Consider the following 22,056-nt stretch of genomic DNA (forward strand, 5'->3'; position numbering starts at 1 on the left):
GATAAAAATGTTAGAAATAAAACCAATATTCAACTCATTGTGTCGCTCAAAAGCGGGTGCCATGATGCTACTTATTCAAATAGCGATTACTACCGCCATTGTAAGCAATGCCGCATTTATTATTAAAGATAAAGTCGAGTATTTGCAGCAAGACACAGGTTATCCAGAAGATGAAATATTCAGTTTTGCGGTACTTACCTACGGTAAAGACAGAGACCTAAATCAAGTTTTTGAAGCAGATGAAGCGATGTTACGCAATATTCCTGGCGTAATCGACGCTAGTATTTTAAGCACAGTTCCATTAAGTGGCAGTGGAGCGGCTTCAAGCTTTCATTTGGATGCTGATTCGAAAGACAGTAAAGGTGTGCGAGCTGGGTTTACCATGGCTGATGAACATGTACTTAATTCACTGGGACTTGAAGTGTCTGAAGGACGTGGCTTTACGCCAGATGATGTTATTGTCTTTAAAGGAAGCGCGACTATACCAACGGTAGCGATTGCGTCTAAATCTTTTTTAGATGAAATGTTCCCTAATGGTGACGGCTTGGGCAACATCATTTACTTAGGCCCTTATCCGGTAAAAATTGTTGGTGTGGTAAACAAAATGTTGGGGCCTTGGCTAAAAGATGATTCTCCTAAGAATATGGTTATTTTACCCATGTCTAAAACGGGCTCGTTGCAGAAAATAGTAGTACGCACCGATGCATCTTCGCGTTCGTCCATTTTGGGGCAAATTGAAGATGCCATGTTAGCGTCATATAACAAACGAGTTATTTTCGGTTTAAAGGGCTTAGATGATGCCAAGGATGAGTATAACGCTGGCGATGTGTTAATGATGAGAATGCTGATAGTGCTGATAGTTGTATTAGTGCTAGTGACAGCGTTGGGGATTTTTGGCTTAACCGTTTTTAATATTAACAAACGCACTAAACAAATTGGCACCCGACGAGCACTAGGTGCACGCAAGTCGGCTATTGTCCGCTATTTTTTGGTCGAAAACTGTCTGATTTGTATTGCCGGCTTGATATTTGGAGCCGTGGGAGCATTGATTTTAGGGCAAGCCCTATTTGAATATTACTCTTTGCCTGCATTGAACCACAGTTATATAGCGATAACCGCTATTTTCGTATTGAGTTTTAGTTTATTGTCGGTCTTACTGCCAGCCAATAGAGCGGCTAATATTTCACCCAGCATTGCAACAAGAAGCATATAACCAACATTATCTCTAATAGGGATAGACAATTACGGATTGGCATTATTGATACCTTTAACAGGTAACAATAATGTCGTTTTTTAAATAGATGAGTTAAAGCTTTTTCTAAAAAACTCTTTTAAAAGTAAGTAAATACAATAATAAATGGATAAGATTTTAATAGTAGATGACAACACCGCAGTGCTTCAAGCGCTATCATTATTGCTCGAAATCCATGGTTACGAGGTGGTTACCACTACGTCTCCCGAACAAGCGCTCCAATTTGTTAATCAACTAAGAGTGTCGTTAGTGATTCAAGATATGAATTTTACCAGTGACACAACATCAGGCGAGGAAGGTAAAGCGCTGTTCACAGAGCTGAGAAACCTAAATTCTAATCTACCCATTATTTTAATCACCGCATGGACCGATTTAGAGCAAGCCATTGGTTTAGTAAAAGCCGGAGCTGCTGATTATATTGCTAAACCTTGGGACGACGTAAAATTGCTTACCAGCGTTGCCAATCTAATAGAACTAGGCAAAACGCGAGAAAAAACAGCAACCTTAGCACGACATCAAGAGCAACAAGCGCCTACTCAAACTGCTGCTGCAAATGTTGGTTTAGTCTACGCTAGTGCGGCAATGCAGCGGGTGATTGATATGGCCATTCAGGTTGCAAAGTCAGATGTCTCAGTGTTAATTACCGGTCCTAATGGTTCTGGCAAGGAAAAAATTGCAGAAGTTATTCAATCACAATCACAGCAATTCAAAAAACCATTCATCAAATTGAATTGTGCCGCGTTACCCGCAGATTTAATTGAGGCAGAATTATTTGGAGCAGAAGCAGGGGCCTTCACCGGAGCAACCAAAACAAGAATAGGTCGTTTTGAAGCCGCCGACGGAGGAACGTTATTTTTAGACGAAATTGGTAATTTGTCTTATTCCGGTCAAACCAAGCTTTTGCGGGTATTGCAAACTGGGCAATTTGAGCGCGTAGGCTCAGTTAAAACCCAACAAGTTAACGTAAGAGTGATTTCAGCTACCAATGCGCACTTAAAAGACGCCATAAATGCAGGCACTTTTAGAGAAGATTTGTATTACAGATTGAACGTGATTGAATTGCAACTTCCGCCTTTGCATCAACGTGTAGACGATATCATGCCGCTGGTAAACCACTTTTTACCTCACAGAACACTGAGTTTGTCAGCGGAAAAAGCATTGTTACAACATGCTTGGCCAGGCAATGTCCGTGAGCTTGAAAATGCCTGCAAACGAGTCGCGGTACTTAAAGCCGAAGGGATTATTGAACCAGAAGACTTCGCTGTTTCAGAACAGCCAAGAGACAGCGCGTCTGCCACTTCGCCTAAAACTATTGAGCCGGATAAAGATCAACTTGAAGCCTCTATGAAGGAACACCAAGGTGTCATTGCAAAAGTAGCCAGACATTATGGTATGAGTCGCCAAGCGCTGTATAGGCGCTTAAATAAATTTGGGATTGAATATTGAAAAATTTGCGCATAGTTACGCGGATTTGGCTGATCACTTCGTTTTGCTGTGTGCTTGCCCTTATTCCAATATTTTGGTTTTTAGATTGGGACATATTAAAAAAGTTTGGCTTTGCCGCAAGCGTCATGTCAATTTGCTTTTTATTACTGCGTTTTTTGTTCAAAGATCTTGGTGAGGGTTTAAGCGCCTTAGAGACAGGACTACTCAACTTAAAAGATCGCGAATTTTCAACTAGCCTAAATTATCAAAATAAAGATGAGCTAGGGCTTATGTGCGCGCTCTTTAATCAAACCATTGAGCAACTACGAGATGAAAAGCATTGGCTGTATCAACGCGAACTTATGCTCGATAAAATTACCCAAAGTTCGCCAGAAGTCTTATTTTTAGTTAATCAACAAGAGCAAATTGTATTTAGCAATATTGCCGCTCGGCATTTTTTTAAAGTACACGACGGCATAGAAGGGCGAGAACTTTCGTCTTTGTATGAACACACCCCAAAAGGCACACAAGCAGCCATTGAAGAAAACAAAGAAGGGCTTTTTAGTGTCGTTAAAGACGAACAAGAGCCAGAGACTTGGCATATTTCCTTAGGCACATTTGTCTTAAATAACCAATCTCATACCTTGTACATACTTAAGCAAATGACGCGAGAACTCAGTCGTCAAGAAGTGGCTGTTTGGAAAAAGGTGATTCGAGTCATTAGCCACGAACTTAACAACTCTCTCGGGCCGATCTCTTCAATGCTACATAGTGGTCAAATCTTAAGTAACAATGCAAAAGATGATCGCCTAACAAGAGTGTTTGAAACCATAGATGAACGCATCAAACACTTAAGTACTTTTGTGCAAGGATACGGAAAATTCGCCAAAATACCCGAGCCTAAACAAGAAGCGATAGACTGCGGAAAGCTTTTTGAGCAATTGTCTGAACAATGGCAGTTTAACTATGTCAATCATGGTGTGGAACACCTATTCGCCGACAAGTCACAATTAGAGCAATTGCTAATAAACTTAATAAAAAATGCCCATGAGTCCGAAACTGATCCCGATAAGGTCACAGTAGAAATCCAGCAACGAGTCAACGACACCACTATAATTGTGACCGACCAAGGCAAAGGAATTGCAGAATCTAGATTAAATAGCGTATTGATTCCCTTTTACTCCACTAAGGCAACGGGCAGTGGCCTAGGTTTAGCACTGTGTAGAGAAATTGTGGAGGCACATCAAGGCAATATTTCACTATACAACCGAGAGCAAGGCGGTTTGATGGTTCGTGTGACACTGCCTAATTAAATTACAGTTTAATAAATATGCGTTTTCTATATAAAACTAGTGCTACTAAATAGAATAATGTTGCAAAAATTATCGCGTATATCAAAGAAGCAAGTTTTGCGGTCATAAGGTTCTGTAAGCAGCCAAATATCCATTCCTGAACAGACAGTGTTTGCTGATTGACGGTGATTGTAACTCTACTTAAAAACACCGAAAAAAGCCAAGCAGCCACGTAGATGAATATTGGGTTACTACCATAGATTTTTAATCCGTTAAGTACAGGTGTGAAAACCGAGACGCGCCACATCCAAATGATTAACGCGAGGCTTAAACACGCTGCTGCACTGCTAACTAGTACAAAAGAGCCTGTCCATAAATTTTTATTGATAGGATGCCATAAAGACCAAATTAACCCTATGCAAAGTAAGGCAAATGCAACTAGTAGTAGCTGTATGATTTGCTGATTTTTAGTTTTTTGTTGTAAAACCTTAACGCAGACTAAATAACCGCTTAATACAGTGATACTAGCGCCAATAGTGCTAAGCAGGCCTTCAGGATCAAACGCTAAGCCTTTTCCTGGCCACATATGTGAACTACTAAGTATGGCCATGTCCACATGACGTACAAGATTACTTTCTAAAGAATAAGGTGAGGAGCCTGCGGTTAACAGCAACAACCAATATGCTATTAAAACTAAGCTGCAAACTAGTATAAGCCAACGCTCTTTTAGGATGGTTATTGCAATAGCAACCAATAAAAAACACAGACCGATGCGCTGTAGCACTCCCATTATTCGCCATGTGTCTGGTGTTTGGTCAAGAGGAATAATCTGTAAAATAAAGCCAATCAAACACAATAAAAAACTACGCTTTAGCACCGACAACCAAGGTAAACCAGAGTGTTGAATTTGGCCTCTAAGTGAGCATGCCATTGACGCGCCTACCACAAACAAAAAGAACGGAAATACTAGATCTGTTGGCGTCAATCCGTGCCAATCTGCATGTAAAAATGGTCCATAAACCGCCGACCACGAGCCTGGATTATTCACCAACAACATCAAGGCTAAGGCTAAGCCTCGTAATACATCAATGGCATCGATACGGGTTTGGCTAGGCTGTGACATTTATTGTTCCATCGCTGGCAAAACTTGCTCGCGGCTGCTAATTTGGCTGTTAGGGATCTTTGCCCTGATACGGATCTCATTTTGCTTTGGAAGCGCTGTTGGATTTTTATAAAGCTGCCAATCTTGACCAGACACTTTATATTCAAGTGGTAAGCCACCCATAGCAGAGTGTAAGGTCAACCCCCCGTCTTTTTGCCTAGCGCCGGGTAATGGCACTCTGGGCACTATGGAGTCTTTTATGAGCTGCGGCATAGCCTTAGTTGTTAACACTTGGCTAAAGCCTAACCAATCTGTGTTCATGGCGTGTTTTTGGGTGTCGTCAAAATGTGTGCTTTCGGCGGAATAATCTACGCCAGATTGATAAGGCTCTGCCCAAGCCGGCGAGTGCCAAGCTCGTTCGGCAACGGCTAGTAATCTTGGGTATAGCATATAGTTTGCTTGGGCATCTGAGCGTACGGTTTCTCCCCAAAGCTGTGCTTGAATACCTAATACTTGTCGGTTGTTTTGAATATCTATGCTGGCTGATGCTTGGTAATCGTGGCCAAATTTATCTTTCCAAATTTCGGCATGCACAGCCAAATTATGTGGCATAAATTGGAAGACTTGATAGGTGTCAGTGCTTCTAGAACCCCAGTAATATCCCGGCTCTATAGGGTCGGCTTCATAAGGAAAATCAAAATACAGCACATCCGGTGAAGACAATACCACTTCCCAGCCTTTGTTTAACATCTTATGCACTTTAGTATGGCCGCCTGAGTACAAAGTTTCCCATGCGTTAGATTGGACTTTATTGGGCAAATTTTTATCATTTGCATGGGTAAAGCCATCGCTCCACGCAGCCGGTACTATACCCAGCTCGCTGATAGTATTGGCCACTTTCTCGACGAAATAAGAGCCCAGTTGTGCCGCCTCTGTAAGCCTATCGTCACTAGCAATCAGCGCTTTACAGGCAGGTGAATCAGTCCATGCCCCAGCAGTTTCATCTGCACCTATGTGATAGCGTTTTAACGGTACCCCCGCGGTTTTGTGCATATGAATCAACTGGTTCAGCACTTCGCTAACAAAAGTATAAGTAGCGGGTAAACAGGGGTTTAAGGTGTTGTCGTTATAATGCTGAATAGAGCGGTACTGGCTGCTATCCGCCAACTCAGTTAAAAAGTACTGTTGCGCCTCGGCAGGCTTTTCTTGCTGCATCAAGCGGTGATATCTGGCGTTCATCGAGACAATGGCGGCCCTAGAATGACCTGGCATATCCAAAGACGGCAACACTTCAATTTGCCTTGCATGGGCATATTGCAAGATTTCTATGTAATCATTAACGCTATAAAAGCCGCTGTTTTGTCTAGTTGTAGCCAGTTCGCCATTGCCTCCTGCAAGTTGCGGTAATAGACAGTTTTGTTCTGCTTCATCCCAGCATCTAAATGCCCCTACTTGGGTTAGCTCAGGTAAGCCGTCAATCTGTAAGCGCCAGCCTTCGTCGTCGGCTAAATGTAAATGTAGTTTATTGAGTTTGTAGTAAGACATTTGATCTAAGGTTTGCAAGATAAAGTCTTTACTACGGAAGTTTCGTGATACGTCAATATGCAAGCCGCGAAATGCCATATTGGGTTGGTCGTGTATTACACCAATAGGCAGAGACTGACTACTGGCATCATAAAGTTGGGCGATTGACATCATGGCGTAATAAAAACCAGCGCTATCGCCATAGTCTATTTGTATCTTATTAGTGCTGATGCTCAAAACGTAGCTTTGCGGTGTGGCATCGGTTTGCAATTTTGCCATTATAGGTAAACCTTGTGGGCTTGTTTCTATGGCGTTGGCATTAAATCTTTGGATGACAGCAGTAGCGAGATTTTTGGGCATTTTGGGTAATCGCAGCCCTGTATGTAGCTCAATAGTCGTTCCTGACCATTTGGCGGTATGCAATTGGGGGATGATACGCGGGGCTTGAGCGGCGGTATGATTGACTGTTCTTGCAGAAAATCGCGCAAATCGTTCATTGGCATCTGCAATCGCCACCTTGTCATCTGCCTTTCTGAGCATTTGTTCTGGGCGGGTAAATGGCATTATATGTTGTGGGCTTGGCACTTGGTGCCCAGGTGCTATATGTTCTGTGGTTGAGGCTATTATGCTGGTTTTACCATCGCCTGCCACGAGTAGGTAATTAGGAAACAACACAGAGCCTGAGACTAAAGGTGTGTTGCCATAAAAGGTAATCTTATAGGCAGTGTTTGCTTGTAATTTAACTGCTTTGGGGGAAATTTGATGCATATCGCCATTTATATGGCTTAAATTAAATGCCTCACTGATGGACTTATTAATAGGCGATAAATGACTAAATAGTATGCGCCAATCTTGGGGCATATTAGTTGGAAGCTGAAGGGTCATGGTGGCCCGGTAACAATCTTGTGTGTTGTTGGGGCAACCTGCAGTCAGATAATTGTGCTCAATCCCCAGCTTGATTTTAATATGTTGCGCCGCCTCGCTTACCTTAAGGGGCAAGTTTTCTTGAGAGGCTAGTTGTGCGTGGTTTGCTTGGCCGCAACCAGCCATTAACAGTGCCAAAAAAACAGTTAAACAAGCAAAGGCAGGTTTCTTTAGTGGGTTGTTTAACGGCGTAGTCGCAGTACCGATTTTCATAGGTTAAGTCCTGTGTACATAGTGGGTAAGTTAGCGGTTTAGTCTATTTTCAATCAAACTCTCTACCACGCTAGGATCTGCCAGCGTCGATACATCACCGAGTTGCTGATGCTCATTGGCGGCAATTTTCCGTAAAATTCGACGCATAATTTTGCCTGAGCGAGTTTTAGGTAAACCTTGGGTCCATTGCAGCATATCTGGGGTGGCAATGGGACTGAGCTCTTGGCGCACCCAGTTTTTGAGTTCGATTGTGAGGTCTTCATCATAGTGTTGGCCAGCGACTGGGCTTACATACACGTATATCCCTTGGCCTTTAATATCGTGGTTATAGCCCACAACCGCCGCTTCAGCTACAGCTGGGTGTGATACTAGCGCGCTTTCTATTTCGGCGGTGCCCAAGCGATGGCCAGACACATTAAGCACATCATCCACGCGTCCCGTTATCCAATAATAGCCGTCTTCATCTCGGCGGCAACCATCGCCGGTAAAATACTGGTTATGGTAGGTGCTGAAATAGGTTTGAATAAACCGTTCATGGTCGCCATAAACCGTTCTGGCTTGGCCTGGCCAACTGTCTTGAATTACCAAGTTACCTTCAGCGGCACCGACTAATTCATTGCCTGTACTGTCGACTATGGCGGGCTGGATCCCAAAAAATGGCATACTTGCGGCGCCTGGCTTTAAGTCGGTGACACTGGGTAAAGGAGTGATCATGATGCCGCCCGTTTCGGTTTGCCACCAAGTATCGACTATGGGGCAGCGGCTTTTGCCTATGGTTTGATAATACCATTGCCACGCTTGAGGGTTGATGGGCTCGCCAACCGAGCCTAGTAGCCGCAGTGAGTCACAGTGGCTGCCAGCGGCGGGATAATCACCATGGGCCATGAGCGCCCGTATAGCAGTGGGCGCGGTATACAGAATATTCACCTGATGCTTATCAACCACTTGGCAAATACGCCTGACATCTGGGTAGGTGGGTATGCCTTCAAACAACAAGGTGGTGGCACCATTAGCGAGGGGGCCGTACACCATATAGCTGTGGCCGGTGATCCAGCCCACATCGGCGGCGCACCAGTATATTTCGCCGGGGTGATAATCAAACACGTATTTGTGAGTCAGTGCTGTGTAGACTAAATATCCCCCTGTGGTATGCACCACACCTTTAGGGGTGCCCGTTGAGCCAGAGGTGTAGAGAATAAATAACGGATCTTCGGCGTTCATCACGGCTGGCGGGCAATCTGTGCCGCAGTCTGCAACTAATTGGTGCCACCAACAATCTAGCGTATTCAATTGTAAGTCAGCTTGGGTGTTTTGAAACACAATACAGTGCTCAATACTGGGGCAGCGGTTATCTTTTAAGGCCACATCTACGTTGATTTTGAGGGGAACTGTTTTACCACCACGGCGACCTTCGTCGGCTGTGATCACTACTTTAGCATCGCAGTCGTTGATGCGATCGGCTATGGCATTAGGCGAAAACCCTGCAAAAATGATTGAATGTACCGCGCCAATTCGGGTGCAAGCCAGCATAGCGTATGCGGCTTCTGGCACCATGGGCATATAGATTGCCACTCTGTCGCCTTTGGTTATCCCTAGTTTTTTTAAACCGTTAGCTAAACGGCATACTTCATCATGTAATTGTTGATAACTGATGTGTTTATCGGTGTCTGGGTCGTCGCCTTCCCATATGATGGCGGTTTGTTGAGCTTGTTTGGCTAGGTGTCTATCGATGCAGTTGTAGCTAACATTTAGCTCACCATCTTCAAACCACTTTATAAGTAAATCATCTTTAGCAAACTGAGTGTTTTTAATGATAGTAGGGGCTTTGTACCAATCTATAATATGTGATTGTTGCTGCCAAAACTCATCTGGAGATCCAATGGATTGTTGATACATGGTTTGATATTTTTCGGCGCTCAAATAAGAATTTTGCGTAGCGTTATCTGGCACGGGATAGAGCATTTTAGTCATAAGGGATTCCAGTAAAAATGAAGCCTGATAGCTTGGTTTACTATTCAATGTGAAGGAATAAATAAGCCTAAAGATGGGATCTTTAGGCTTGCTATAGGGTTAAGACCATGTCCTGATTTTATGCCCTTTTAAGGCATAAAATAGGATGAAACCGTAACAAGGCAGCATCATCCAGTAGGCCGCCTGGCTATCAAAATGCTCGGCCAAAACACCATAAAGTAACGGCAATACTGCGCCGCCCGATATTCCCATTATTAGCCAAGCCGACCCACGAGCCGTTAAGCTATATAAACCGTCTAAGGCTAAGGGCCACACTGCAGGCCACACTAATGCATTGGCAAAACCTAATATGGCGATGAGGGTGACGGCGTTAGGTAGTTCGGCTATGCCCATCCAACCCCATAACACACTCGAGATAGAAGTGGATTCAACATCGGCAAATACCACAGCCACACTTAGCACTAAACCTAAAATGGCCGAGCCAGCCAACGCCTGCGCTTGATCAATAAAGCGTGGAATTAACACTAGGCCCATCAAATAGCCAATCACCATAAACGCCATAGTATAGGAGGTAAGCGAAGTGGCATTCGCCACACCTAACTGGGAGCCAAATAGGCCGATGGTATCGCCGGCTATCACTTCAACACCTACATATAAAAACAGTGCAATCACCCCAAGTATTAGTTGTGGGTAGGCATTTAAACTACCGGCTTCGGCATCTGCTGTGGGGGGCGTTTCAAGCACAAGATCAGGCAATGAAGAAAACTTTAATAAAACCGCTAAAGCAAATAGCGCCAGCGCCATATAGGCATAAGGTAACACTAGGCCATCGGCTAAAGCAGTAATTTGAGAGACTCGCTCTGCCTCGGATAAGGCCGCGATTGACTGTGCATTCACCCCTGCAAATTCACCTAACACTAAGGCAGTAAAAACGATAGGTGCTAAGAAACCGGCAAATTTATTGAGTAGTCCCATGATAGAAATACGCACCGCGGCAGTTTCTTGGGGGCCAATTTTAACGATATAAGGATTAGAAGCGGTTTGCAGAATAGTCAGTCCCGTCCCCACAATAAATTGCGCCACTAAAAATACTGCAAACTCTTGCGAATAGGCGGCGGGAATAAACAATAGACAGCCTAAGGCAATGCCGACTAGCCCTAAACACATAGCGTGTTTATACCCTACTTTGTCGAGTACCCATGACATAGGCAGCGCCATTACCACGTAGGCAATGTAAAAAGAAAAGGCCACCAACAGCGCTTGTGATTCAGTTAAGTCACATACAATTTGTAAAAATGGGATCAAGGCGCCGTTCAGCCAAGTGACAAAGCCAAAGACAAAAAACAGCATACCTATTATGAGCATAGGTACCAGTGCGCCCGAACTAGGCTGTTGTGAGGAATTTGTTTGCATTGTTCACCTTCTCAATGAGTCTAATGTTAAGTCTGAATTAAGCGGAAACGTGTTGGCCCGCGATGTAAGTGGCATCTACTTGGTATTGGTCAGTTAGTACTACCCAATCGGCGTCAAACCCAGCGGCTAAAGCGCCCTTTTGTTGTTGCAACCCTAAAAATGCTGCGGGCGTAGCCGAGGCCATTTTTAAGGCATCTTCAACGGCGCAGCCTAGATCCACTATGCTGTTACGCACCGCAGTGGCCATATCGAGAGCCGAGCCGGCTAATCTGCCGCCTTCAATGGTTAATTTGTTACCTTGTCGATGGATTTGCATACCCGCAAATTCAAGTGCAATTTGATCGCTACCCACATGAGACATGGCATCGGTCACCAGCATGATGCGCTCAGGAGTTTTACATTTTATGGCCAATTGGCAACTGGGAATATCAACATGTTCGTGATCAACTATGAGTCCACAATAGCTGGATGAGTCTAATAATGCTGCTCCCACCATGCCCGCTGCCCTGCTTTGCAAAGGTGACATGGCATTGAATAAATGGGTAAAGCCTGTTGCGCCAGCATTAAGTGCTGCTTGAGTTTGTTGGGCACTGGCATTTGAGTGGCCTAAACACACTTTGACCTTAGCGCTGACTAACTCTTCGATTGACTCAATGGAGACATTTTCTGGGGCTAAGGTGACACAAACCACACCAAGATCTTGGCGGGTAAATAAGGCCATTTCGGCAGGACTAATGTGCCTAATATGCTGCTGGGGATGAATGCCTTTTTTGGGCTGACTTAAATGAGGCCCTTCAAAATGAATACCCACTATACCCGGCACTTTTTGTTCCATAGCCGATGCCACGGCATGGGCCGCCGATTGCATGGTGGCTAAATCATCGGTGATAAGGGTAGGTAAAATAGCCGTGCTGCCAAATTGTTGATGGGCGCGACTCATGGTCACTAAGGTTTCTGCACTGGGATGGTTATTAAATAATACCCCGCCGCCGCCATTGACTTGCACATCCACAAAACCGGGCACCACTAAACCATTAAGTTGAATGGCTTGGTTTAGCGGTTGCGATGATTCAATAGAGTGAATGCTGCCCTTGTTAACCTTAATCAATTGATTTTGCTTTACTGTGGAGCCATCAAATAAACGCTGGGCAAAATAATGCTGCATTTTAGCCTCTTATATTCTGAGTAAACTTGGACTTAGCATACAAAACAGCACCTTGCTCGGGCGTCGCTTTGGCGGGCTGAATGATTGCTTGCAATTCGCTATGCAAATATCCCAGTAACGGCTGGGTTATGCCACCTATTAAAGAAAGACTACCTGAATTGCCCTTCAATAGCCTAAAACAAATTTTGTTAATATAATCCGCCGCTTGTTTCACTAATAATAATGCATCTTGTTGCTGACTTTCGGCCAATTCAAAAATGAGGGGCGCAATCGAAGCGTAAAATGCCGGTTTTGCTTCTAAGGTTAAACTCACTACATCATAGGCATTGTGGCAATTGAGTTTGTGCATAAGTTGTTGGCTCAGCAAATTATGGGGGCTGAGCCCATCTAATGATTCTAGGCATTGACTAATGGCTTTTTTGCCAAGCCAAGCGCCACTGCCTTTGTCGCCCACAATAAAGCCATGGCCACCAATCTCTAGATGTTGAGCATTGTGAATGGCAATACCTGACGAGCCAGTGCCTACTATCACTATGGCGCCATCTTGGCCTAAATGCGCGCCAAGGCAGGCAATATGCAAATCTGTGGTGACATGCCAACTTGCAAAAGGAAGGCTCTGTTTTAAAAACGCTTGTTTAACTTGAGGAATATTAATCCCAGCCAAGCCGATCCCAGCATGAACTTGGCTTAGGTCTAACCCTTGGACATTGGCCTTAGCCACTGCTTTTTGGCTGGCTTCTAGAACCGCTGCAACCGAACCTGGCAAATTACGATAAGCATTGGCGGGCCCCGCCATAGCTTCGGACAATAACTTGCCTTGTGCATCTTCCAAGCGAGCCTTACATTTAGTACCGCCGCCATCAATGCCTAGAAAGATGTCTGTTGAATTAGTCAAAAATAATTCCTCTGTTCTTAAAACAATAGCTACTTGTAAAGGTGTATCTGTGCACTAATTTTCGAGCATCAATCAATAGTTAAAGTCATTGTAAGCGGGTTAAATGCTTACAATATGACAGCGTTGTCATTTTAGTTTACCTATTATTAAACTATTTGCAACAAATTGAGCGGGCTATTTAGTGATAGTTTCCTTTAATAGTTATGAAAATAACCGTAATCTTCAATGAGCTTACGGTTTTCGTTATTGGCCCATTGGTAATAATTTTTTTCACCTAATTCACTGGCTGCTGCTTGATCTAACAATACAATGGCATTTTCGTGCATTTGTAGCGCAGAAGCAGGGCACATGGCAGACACACCACCAGTAATCATCTCTTTTACTGCTTGGGCTTTGCTTGCGCCGGTTGCCATTAACACTACGTAACGGGCATCCATAATAGTGGCAATGCCCATAGTCATGGCCATAGTTGGCTGAACCTCACCTTGTTTAAATAAACGGCTATTATCGCTAATAGTCTGCTGGGTTAAGGTTTTGATGCGAGTGCGGGATGACAGGCTGGAAGTGGGCTCGTTAAAACCAATATGACCATTGCCTCCTATGCCTAAAATTTGCAAATCAATGCCACCGGCTTGTTTGATTTTTTGCTCATAAGCCAAGCCTTGGGTTCTTGGGTTTTCGCCCACAGCGCAAGTAGGTAATGATGTATTATTTGTATCGATATCCACATGCTTAAATAAGTTTTGGTGCATAAAACTGCGATAACTTTGAGGATTAGCTGGGTCGATTTGGTGATATTCATCAAGATTAAAAGTGCTGACATTCTTAAAGCTCAGTTGGCCAGCTGTATATTGCGCAACTAACTCTTTGTATAGGCTAATAGGCGTACTACCCGTGGCTAGACCTAACACAGGATCGGGTTTTTTATTGATAAGCTCTTTAACCCATTGGGCGGCACTTTGAGCAACCTGCTGAGCGTTATCATAAATAATAATTTGCATAAGCTTTTCTAAAACCTCAATCAACTTACTGGTATTCGTTGCCCTAATGGCGACGACAAAACCCTTTTGTTATTTGTTTATTCGTCAAAATGACAGCGTTGTCATTTATAATACATTGTATTAAACTATTTGCAACATTTTGATCGATTGGGTGGATGGCTAGGATCGACAATACCTATAATTAATCGTATTGTAGAGCCAGATCCAGACTACCGTTTTTTATCATGGTTTCACGCCTTAGAGAGTTTTATGCAAGAAAAACAGCAGCCTATATTTATTCACATTCCTAAAACAGGTGGCACTAGCATCAACTGCGTGATCAAAGGTACCGAGTGGCAAACGCCCCTCGACTATTATTATCGGCATTTGGAATTTGAGACAAAAACGTCTACTTGCGGCGATATTTTTGACCGCGCCAACCGAGAAAAATATAAGCAAGAGTTTATTTTTATGATGTTGCGCCATCCCGTCGATAGGCTTATCTCAGAATATTACTACATCAGAAAAAATCCCGAATTCATGGGGTTTTTAACGACTCACCCTAACAGCTTTGCAGAATATATCTCTAACCCACAAACCTCGAACTACATGCTGAAGTTTTTAGATGGACAACGTATCTATTCAGAAAGCGCCTTAACATCCAAGCGGGCCACAGAGATTATTTCCCTTATCGATGAGTTAGATATGCATGTGGGAATATTCGAAGAATACGATCGTTCTTTAAGTTATTTTAGTGAGGTCGGAGACTTTACTTGGCCGCAGACTATTGATGTCAAAAGAGCCACCATCAACCGCCCAAGTGTTAAACAAATTTCCTCCGAAGTAGTCGATAAAATACTGGCGGCTAATGAGCTTGATTTGCAACTTTACCAGCATTGCAAGGCTAAACTCATCGAGCGTACGCAGCAACTTTCAATCAATAAAATAAAATACCAAGGTGGCAAATTGGACTTTGTTATTCCTTACACGGTTTGGAATTGTATTTTGGATATCGAGCTCTCAAATCGTCGCTTTATCGAAGAAAACAAAACCTTTTTTGTGACCCTTAATTTGTATTTACATAAAACCACAGGATCGGGAAAAGAATACGCCAAAAATTGGGTAAAGTTATTCAAAAAATCGGTAGCCGAGTATTTTAAAGGCACTAAATTTGCCAAGCAGATCAAACAAATTAGACGGCCATCAGCAATAGATGAGATCATCGCCATAGCAAGAGTAATTGACGCCGCTACAAGCAATCCCGCTTTAGGATTAGAACTAGGCCAGCCCAAAATCAAACTGCTGCTCACCTCACAAATGGGCAAAGTGTTACAGCAAAAAGATGTGGTGGTGAAAGGGGTGATTAACTGGTGAGTACTAACTAACCTTAGAATAGAATCTGATTAATTGCATTTACCCAAGATAAATCACTTTATCGAATGGACCCAAAAATAGGATCAACCTGTTGCATCCATTCTAATGGCCAATCTAACTTATCTAAGTTGGACAGTTTAGTCTTTGCCTGTGCAGCGTTACCCGATAACAGATCCATTTTTGCTTGTAGCAACATCAACCCTGGGATGACATAGTTGTCGGTCTTAAATTTGTCTGTTTGTTGCCTTAGGGATAGCAACATTTTTTGAAGCTTGGGTTGATTATTTGATTGTTGATAACAATCAGCCATATTGGCTACATGGGATACACCCCACGCAGCAACACTAAATTTTTCATATAATTCAATGTCTTTAAATGGGATCGATTCATATAGTTTAATCGAAGCCGGATAATCACCAGCAAAATAATAATTTAATGCCAAGACCAGCGTAATCGACTTGTTTTGTGGCCATTTTTTAGCAGAATACGCTAACTTTAATGACCACTGTTGCGACTTGCCTATTTGCACATTCATCAGTGTTTTCAGTTGTAAGTCTAGGTAATGACTGTCTTCAAAAATCGCCATTGTGTCTCGTATGCGGCTAGCCTGTACGGGATTGCCTTGCCACATTGCATCGACAGTCTTAGCCGTTAACCAATAGGTATTGTCTTTTGCTAATTGCTGTTGGGCTTTTAGCATATGCTGCTGCACGTTTTGAGGTTGACCGGTAAAACGGTAAAAATTGGCAATCCCCAATTGACATGCCGGGTAGTCGGGAAGTAACGCGACACAATGTTTATATTGTTTTAAAGCAGCATCGAGTTGACCGGTCACAAATAAAGAATCCGCAACCGCAAAGTTACTAATAGCAGACATAGGATTGGTGGCTAACGCCCGTTGAAAGTGCCCCAATGCTTGCTGATGCTTACTTTGTAACCACAATAAATAGCCATAATTATGATGAGCTAGGGGTAAAGTGGGATCCAAATTAAGCGCACGTATAAAGGCGGTTTCTGCAGCTGCAAACTCCCCATAATTAACATGCAATAACCCTTGTGCCGTATGCGCTAATGCCAGAAAAGGGTCTTGTTGCAATGCCGTTGCTATCGCCCTTTGCGCAATATCTCGGGCTTCTTCGGCCTCGATGACCCGATGTTGATAAAGCACCATAGTATTAAATGCAATCGAAACATGGGCTAACGCATAATCTGGCTGCAATTCGATTGCTGTTTGCCATTCTGCTATGGCTTGTTGGATATGCTCAACTGTGGCTTTGGCAGCCATGGCCTTGCCCCGCAAAAAATGCCGATAAGCCTCGCCATGACGGGGGTGTACGCGAAGCTTTCCTACCGGGATATCGCCATATTCGGGCAGCATAGAATTTACAATGGAGAGGCTAATGTCTTGTTGCAACTTAAAGACATCAGTTTCTGTTATATCAAATACTTTTGACCATAAATGAGTCGCCGTTTTGGCTTTAATTAGCTGAATGGTCAGCCTTAGCTGCTCTCCTGATTTTCTGATTGAGCCTTCTAATACAAATTGACTGTTGAGTTTGTTAGCAATGGATTGGATATCCATGCTTTTCCCTCTGAAAGCAAACGAAGAGGTTCTCGAAATCACCGCCAACTCGGGAATCGCCGTTAATTGATGAATAATCTCTTCTGACAAACCATCGGCAAAGTAACTTAAATTAGTGTCTGCATCGTAGATATCGAAAGGTAAAACAGCAATTGAAGAGGGTATGGCCGTTTTTTCTGTGGGTGTTGGATTTTGGTCAAGCGGTTGGTTGATCCAATAAGCCATAATAACAAACAATAAAATACCGGCAGCGATATTCATTAAAGTGTGCCATCTTGGTTTTTTTACTTGAATCGCGGGTTGTTGCAAGGGCTGAGTTGGCTGGCCTAAGCGATAACCTTTTTTGGGTACCGTAATTATGTAGGTCGGTTTTTGCGGATCGTCTTCTAAAATTTTGCGTAAATTGGCAATTAAGTTATACAAGACATGATCGGCAATAATCTGGTTTTTCCAAACATTTGCAAAAATATCATCACGGGTCACTAATTGACCCTCCGCTGAGGCCAACACCACTAATAAATCCATGGCTTTGGGTTCAAGCTTTATCTGCTGTTTGCCATCAGAAATTAAACAACCATTAGGAAAACACTGCCATTTACCTACGTGGAAATCAATCGTCATTGAAACCCATTCCTACCCCTGTACTGCTCATAAAACCCACTATACCTAGGTCACATAGCTTTACATAGGTTTTCCATAACTTTTCCATAGAACATTTAAATAGATCAAAACTATCTTAATGACGGGTATATCAGTGCTCCGACTGAAATCAATCAAAAAAACAAAAATTGAGTTAAATTACTTTAAGGACAATACAATGAAACACACAGAAATAATGAACCATGTAATAACACTGCTAGTGGCGCTAATTTTAGTGTTGGCACTGAGTGCTAATGTTAACGCTAGCATAATAGACAACGGCAATCACGTGACAGTTGACGGTGTTGAATGGCTGGATTTAACAGAAACAGATGGTTGGACCTATAACCAAACACTGGCGTTAACCGGGTATCATGTGGCTTCATTCGCTGAATTTAGCGCTATGTTTTCACAATTTGCCGACCCTACTGATCAACTTGGTATCGACATTGTTTCTAATGGGCCTTGTTTTGATTATGGCACAGGAGCAAGGTGTGATTCCGTTGGAGATACGGGCTTTACCGACAATTTATTTTCCCAATATTTTGGCGCCACTAATGAAGGTATCAATGCTAGTTTGCATAGTTTGTATAGTTATGGATTTTATGCGGATGGCACTGCGACCCGTTTAGGAGGAATAGCGTCTGCAGATCGAAGCGACCCATTACAAAATGACTTTTTGTTTGAATACTACGCGAGAACAAATGATTATGAACATATTGCCAATGGCACAACCCAATGGGACTTGTCGGGTTGGTTTATGGTTCAGGACTCACCAACAACATCGGATGTCCCAGAGCCATCCACTTTTGCCATCTTTAGCCTAGCATTGATTGGTATTGGTTTTGCTCGTAATATGTCAAGAAGGACATAATAATCGCTGCGAAACGTATACTAGGGCTAGCTAATTCTCCAACTTGAAATTAAATCTTTTGCAAGCCATGTAACTTAATTTGTTCTATAAAATCACGGTGATTGAGTAGGCTAGTTTTGATTTTATCTAACATTTTAAGGTTTTGTTGAAAGTGTTTTTGGGCGCGCATATCATTTTGGTATAAGTGCCCATGTTTGCTCACATCAGTTTTAAAATTTAGTCCGTATAACACATATTGAATGCTGGCCACCGGAAACACATCAAACTGAGCATCGGTGTCATTGACATGGGGTGGGTGGTATTTCCAAAGTGCTAACAAATCTTGCAAGCGATCAGACATGGTTTCTTTTTGAACGTTATCCCGCCAGTATGCTTCGTCGGTTCTTTCTGACAGCACATAATGTAACTTTAAAAAGTCTACTATGGCTTGCCATTTTTTAGTAAAACCATGATTAAATTGTTTGGCAATCACTTTCATACTGGTAAAGTCAATAGGTAAGCGCTCACTTATCCATTCTGCTGAATTATCGACCAGTATGAGGGCCGATGCTTCTAATGGCTCTAAAAACCCAGCAGATAAACCAATCGCCACACAGTTTTTATGCCAGAATTTTTCTCTGTATCCCGAAGTAAAAGGGATCTTCCTAAAGTCTAGCCCTTCTGCTTTAGGGCCAATATGTTTGGCAAATGTTTGAATGGCATCTTCATGGCTGGTGTGGTCGCTCGAGTAAACATAACCCATACCTTTACGGCTACTTAAGCCAATATCCCAAGTCCAACCGGCGGTTTGCCCTGTGGCAATAGTGTGGCAAGCAATATCTTCGCCATCGTCATAAGGAATTTGTGTGGCTATTGCATAGTCGTTAAATAAGGTTTTCTTAGCGGGAATAAAGGGGATTTTCATGGTTTTATCAATTAATACTGCGGCAAAACCGGAACAATCTATAAATAAATCCCCTGCAATGGCGCCGCTTTTTTCACAGTGCAAATGCTCAATGTAACCGCCTTTATCTAGTTGCACATCCATGACTTTATCGACCACATGTTGCACGCCTAATTCAATGGCTTTTTCTTTAATAAGCTCTGCCACTTTTATGGCATCAAAGTGGTAGGCATAATTTAAGACCGATTGATATTCAGGTGTGACTATTTTTTTCGGGGCGAGTCCGGCTTCACAAATTTGATCTTGAAAATCTACCGCTTCTGCAAAGCGACCATACTTGGCTTGATTTTCTGGCTTTTGCCAGTACGCGGTCATATCAAATTGGCCATAACCACTGGGTACATTGAAGGGATGATAATAAAACTCTTTGCTGTCATTTAAGCGCCAGCTTACAAATTTAGCGCCTTGTTTAAATGTTGCGTCACAACGCCTTATTAATTCAGTCTCTGAGATACCTATGGTGCTTAAGGTTTTTCTCATGGTTGGAAACGTCCCTTCACCTACCCCTATAGTCGCAATTTGATCCGACTCAATTAAGGTGATGCTAATGTTAGAGTTTTTACCCCCACAATGTTGTTTGGCTAACATCGCCGCCGATATCCAACCAGCGGTGCCTCCACCAACAATCACTATATTCTCTATCGCTTTATTCATGTATTTTTCCTTCAGCGTCTCTTTGCCTTTAGTGTATCTAGTCAAATTCAAGTGCTGGGCTATTTAAGTTGTTTTTTGAGCCATTTTTTAATGGCTTTTCTGGCGTGCTCATTTAACGGCTCTAAAATACTTCTGGCTTGCTGTGGGATGTGATCGTATTTTTGGTGCTGGTCTGAAAAAATGTAGTAATCAAATAAGGCTTTCCAAGTGTTTTTTTGTTCTAAAGGTAAATCACGGATAGTTAACATGGCCATTAAAATGCTATCTGATGGCATAGGTTTGGTAGTGCTATTAATAGAGCCTCCTTCCCAATAGTTAACCAACATATTCACACCGCCTAGCGCACGTACGTGATGCCACCAAAGCGTTGGAATATAGATAGCGTCGCCTGGTTCTAATTCCGCAACTACTGCATTTTCTAATGCTTGCTGGAATTTTGGGAAGTTATCAAAGTCAGGCTGATCAAAATCAACCAAACTGACCTGTGCGCCTGCAGGAGTGAAATCCATTGGCCCCACATAGAGGTTTTCAACTTGTTCGGGGGGAAATAGGGTAAATATTCGTTTACCACTTACCACGCAGGCAAGGTTTTCTGAATCATCATAGTGGGCGGATACAATGGCATTGTTGCCAATCCAAATTCTGGGGGGCACACTCTTGGCAAAATAGGGAAAGGGATTTTGATTATCAAAGTCGGGAAAATAATCGGCAATAGGAGCGCTTTGCAGGGCCAGTATATCGGCGCTGTCATCTTGACTCGCTGCTAGAACGTCACGAAAAAAAACATCTAATGGGCCTATTTCTCTTTTGAAATTAAAGCCTGACATATCCTTGTTATAAAAAAAGCGCCCCTTTTCTTTGGGGGGAATACGTGCAAACTGAATATCGCCCCCCACATATAAGTCTGAAAAATACTGGTATAAATTTTCGACGCCTGTCTTTGCCTGTTTTACTGCAGGCCAATCATTAACAAGCCCTTTTAATACGGCGGGTTTGTGTAAGGGCAGTATTTCTTTGGTAAATATCTCTGGGGTGACATTATGCCAATGTTCAATTTCAGTTAGGGCGGAGTGATTCATAATGACACTCTTACTCAGGTGTAAAGTTAGACTTTAGCTGTAACAGACGTTGAAACTGACTTAACGAGGCTAAGTGTGCGTATATGGCAGGAAAATACTTGCGCTTGTATAGGGTGAGTACTTCATCATCATCGAGTTCGTTTAATGCTTCTTCATCCACTTTATATAGCCCATTTAGTTTTCTTTCCCCTTCTTCACCTAGGGTTAATTTCACTTCGGCTGCTTGTAGCAAATCATTCTCAACCAAAAATTCGATAAAAATATCTGTGGCGGCGTCTTTGGCTAAAATGTCAGTGAGCATAGTGGTAACTTGGTTGGTAGCAGCAGAAGGTTTGCCATTTTCATCAAAAATTTCTACACCTTCCTTTTCATTTAGTAACCTGCTGTTTTCATCGATACATAAGATCATTTCATCTTCTTTTGCGTTTTTTGCGCCCGCAGCAAAAGGGTAGCGACGAATGTTTATAGGAATATAGTTACTGTGGATTTTGTTATTAGCAAACACTACATTTTCTTCTGAATCTAATCCTAGCAAAGCCACACTTTTAAATTTGCCGGTGTCGGGTTGTTTAACAAAGACTATGGGGAAGTTAGTGGATGCCTGTAAAAATTCTGACGCCAGCAAAGCCGTCATATTTTGATGACTGACGTGTGAATAATTACGATCAACATTGATACGCAAGTTTTTGTGTTTAACGGGATCTAAAGGGATCATATTTATGTTGGTCATTGTTAAGTCCTGTGGTGTTCAACTG

At 42.8% G+C, this 22,056-nt stretch carries 16 protein-coding genes; 5 read left to right on the forward strand and 11 right to left on the reverse strand.

The annotated features are described in order from the left end of the window. Positions 1–7 precede the first annotated feature (7 nt). The 3 genes from Q0688_RS03315 to Q0688_RS03325 all read left to right on the forward strand — a co-directional run bounded on the left by Q0688_RS03315 (position 8) and on the right by Q0688_RS03325 (position 3,990). Positions 8–1,213: an FtsX-like permease family protein gene (locus tag Q0688_RS03315; protein ID WP_299073158.1), complete on the forward strand. Its 1,206-nt coding sequence runs from the start codon at positions 8–10 to the stop codon at positions 1,211–1,213. 144 nt (positions 1,214–1,357) lie between these two features. Continuing rightward, positions 1,358–2,698 carry a sigma-54 dependent transcriptional regulator gene (locus Q0688_RS03320; protein WP_299073159.1) on the forward strand — a complete coding sequence of 447 codons (1,341 nt, stop codon included), beginning with the start codon at positions 1,358–1,360 and terminating at the stop codon, positions 2,696–2,698. After that, positions 2,695–3,990, forward strand: a complete 1,296-nt coding sequence (locus tag Q0688_RS03325; RefSeq protein WP_299073161.1) for an ATP-binding protein — start codon at positions 2,695–2,697, stop codon at positions 3,988–3,990. Before Q0688_RS03320 ends, Q0688_RS03325 begins: the two co-directional genes overlap by 4 nt. 1 nt (position 3,991) lies before the next feature. Here Q0688_RS03325 and Q0688_RS03330 read toward each other — a convergent pair whose 3' ends face one another. The 7 genes from Q0688_RS03330 to nagB form a co-directional block, all read right to left on the reverse strand. Further along, positions 3,992–5,092 (reverse strand): heparan-alpha-glucosaminide N-acetyltransferase domain-containing protein, encoded by a 1,101-nt coding sequence (locus tag Q0688_RS03330; RefSeq protein ID WP_299073163.1) that lies wholly within the window; start codon positions 5,090–5,092, stop codon positions 3,992–3,994. Next, a complete protein-coding gene (locus tag Q0688_RS03335) occupies positions 5,093–7,732 on the reverse strand; it encodes a family 20 glycosylhydrolase (protein ID WP_299073165.1) in 2,640 nt (879 codons plus the stop codon). A gap of 30 nt (positions 7,733–7,762) precedes the next feature. After that, positions 7,763–9,703 carry an acetate--CoA ligase gene (gene acs / locus Q0688_RS03340; RefSeq protein ID WP_299073167.1) on the reverse strand — a complete coding sequence of 647 codons (1,941 nt, stop codon included), beginning with the start codon at positions 9,701–9,703 and terminating at the stop codon, positions 7,763–7,765. Between the two features lie 99 nt (positions 9,704–9,802). Then, complete coding sequence (locus Q0688_RS03345; protein ID WP_299073169.1) at positions 9,803–11,116, reverse strand: sugar MFS transporter; 1,314 nt, start codon at positions 11,114–11,116, stop codon at positions 9,803–9,805. A 37-nt stretch (positions 11,117–11,153) separates the two neighbouring features. Beyond that, a complete protein-coding gene (gene nagA / locus Q0688_RS03350; RefSeq protein WP_299073171.1) occupies positions 11,154–12,281 on the reverse strand; it encodes an N-acetylglucosamine-6-phosphate deacetylase in 1,128 nt (375 codons plus the stop codon). Position 12,282: 1 nt separating this feature from the next. After that, the gene (locus Q0688_RS03355) at positions 12,283–13,176 is read right to left on the reverse strand and encodes a BadF/BadG/BcrA/BcrD ATPase family protein (protein ID WP_299073173.1); all 894 of its coding nucleotides are present in this window, start codon (positions 13,174–13,176) and stop codon (positions 12,283–12,285) included. Positions 13,177–13,370: 194 nt separating this feature from the next. Next, a complete protein-coding gene (gene nagB, locus Q0688_RS03360; RefSeq protein ID WP_299073175.1) occupies positions 13,371–14,177 on the reverse strand; it encodes a glucosamine-6-phosphate deaminase in 807 nt (268 codons plus the stop codon). A gap of 249 nt (positions 14,178–14,426) precedes the next feature. Between nagB and Q0688_RS03365 the strand changes: the two genes are divergently transcribed. Further along, positions 14,427–15,530: a sulfotransferase family 2 domain-containing protein gene (locus tag Q0688_RS03365; protein WP_299073177.1), complete on the forward strand. Its 1,104-nt coding sequence runs from the start codon at positions 14,427–14,429 to the stop codon at positions 15,528–15,530. Positions 15,531–15,588: 58 nt separating this feature from the next. Here the strand turns inward: Q0688_RS03365 and Q0688_RS03370 are convergent, their stop codons facing one another. After that, positions 15,589–17,733, reverse strand: coding sequence for a winged helix-turn-helix domain-containing protein (locus Q0688_RS03370; protein WP_299073179.1), 2,145 nt, complete (start codon positions 17,731–17,733; stop codon positions 15,589–15,591). Between the two features lie 196 nt (positions 17,734–17,929). On the opposite strand from Q0688_RS03370, the gene Q0688_RS03375 reads away from it, so the two are divergent. Next, positions 17,930–18,625: a PEP-CTERM sorting domain-containing protein gene (locus Q0688_RS03375; RefSeq protein WP_299073181.1), complete on the forward strand. Its 696-nt coding sequence runs from the start codon at positions 17,930–17,932 to the stop codon at positions 18,623–18,625. A gap of 49 nt (positions 18,626–18,674) precedes the next feature. Here the strand turns inward: Q0688_RS03375 and Q0688_RS03380 are convergent, their stop codons facing one another. The 3 genes from Q0688_RS03380 to Q0688_RS03390 are packed head-to-tail and all read right to left on the reverse strand — an operon-like array spanning position 18,675 to position 22,031. Further along, entirely contained in the window at positions 18,675–20,222 is a 1,548-nt protein-coding gene (locus tag Q0688_RS03380) for a tryptophan halogenase family protein (RefSeq protein WP_299073183.1), read from the reverse strand. A 59-nt stretch (positions 20,223–20,281) separates the two neighbouring features. Further along, complete coding sequence (locus Q0688_RS03385; protein WP_299073185.1) at positions 20,282–21,301, reverse strand: cupin-like domain-containing protein; 1,020 nt, start codon at positions 21,299–21,301, stop codon at positions 20,282–20,284. Positions 21,302–21,311: 10 nt separating this feature from the next. Further along, the gene (locus Q0688_RS03390) at positions 21,312–22,031 is read right to left on the reverse strand and encodes a SapC family protein (protein ID WP_299073187.1); all 720 of its coding nucleotides are present in this window, start codon (positions 22,029–22,031) and stop codon (positions 21,312–21,314) included. Positions 22,032–22,056 lie beyond the last annotated feature (25 nt).

Source organism: uncultured Paraglaciecola sp. (genome assembly GCF_937123705.1).
GTDB lineage: Bacteria > Pseudomonadota > Gammaproteobacteria > Enterobacterales > Alteromonadaceae > Paraglaciecola.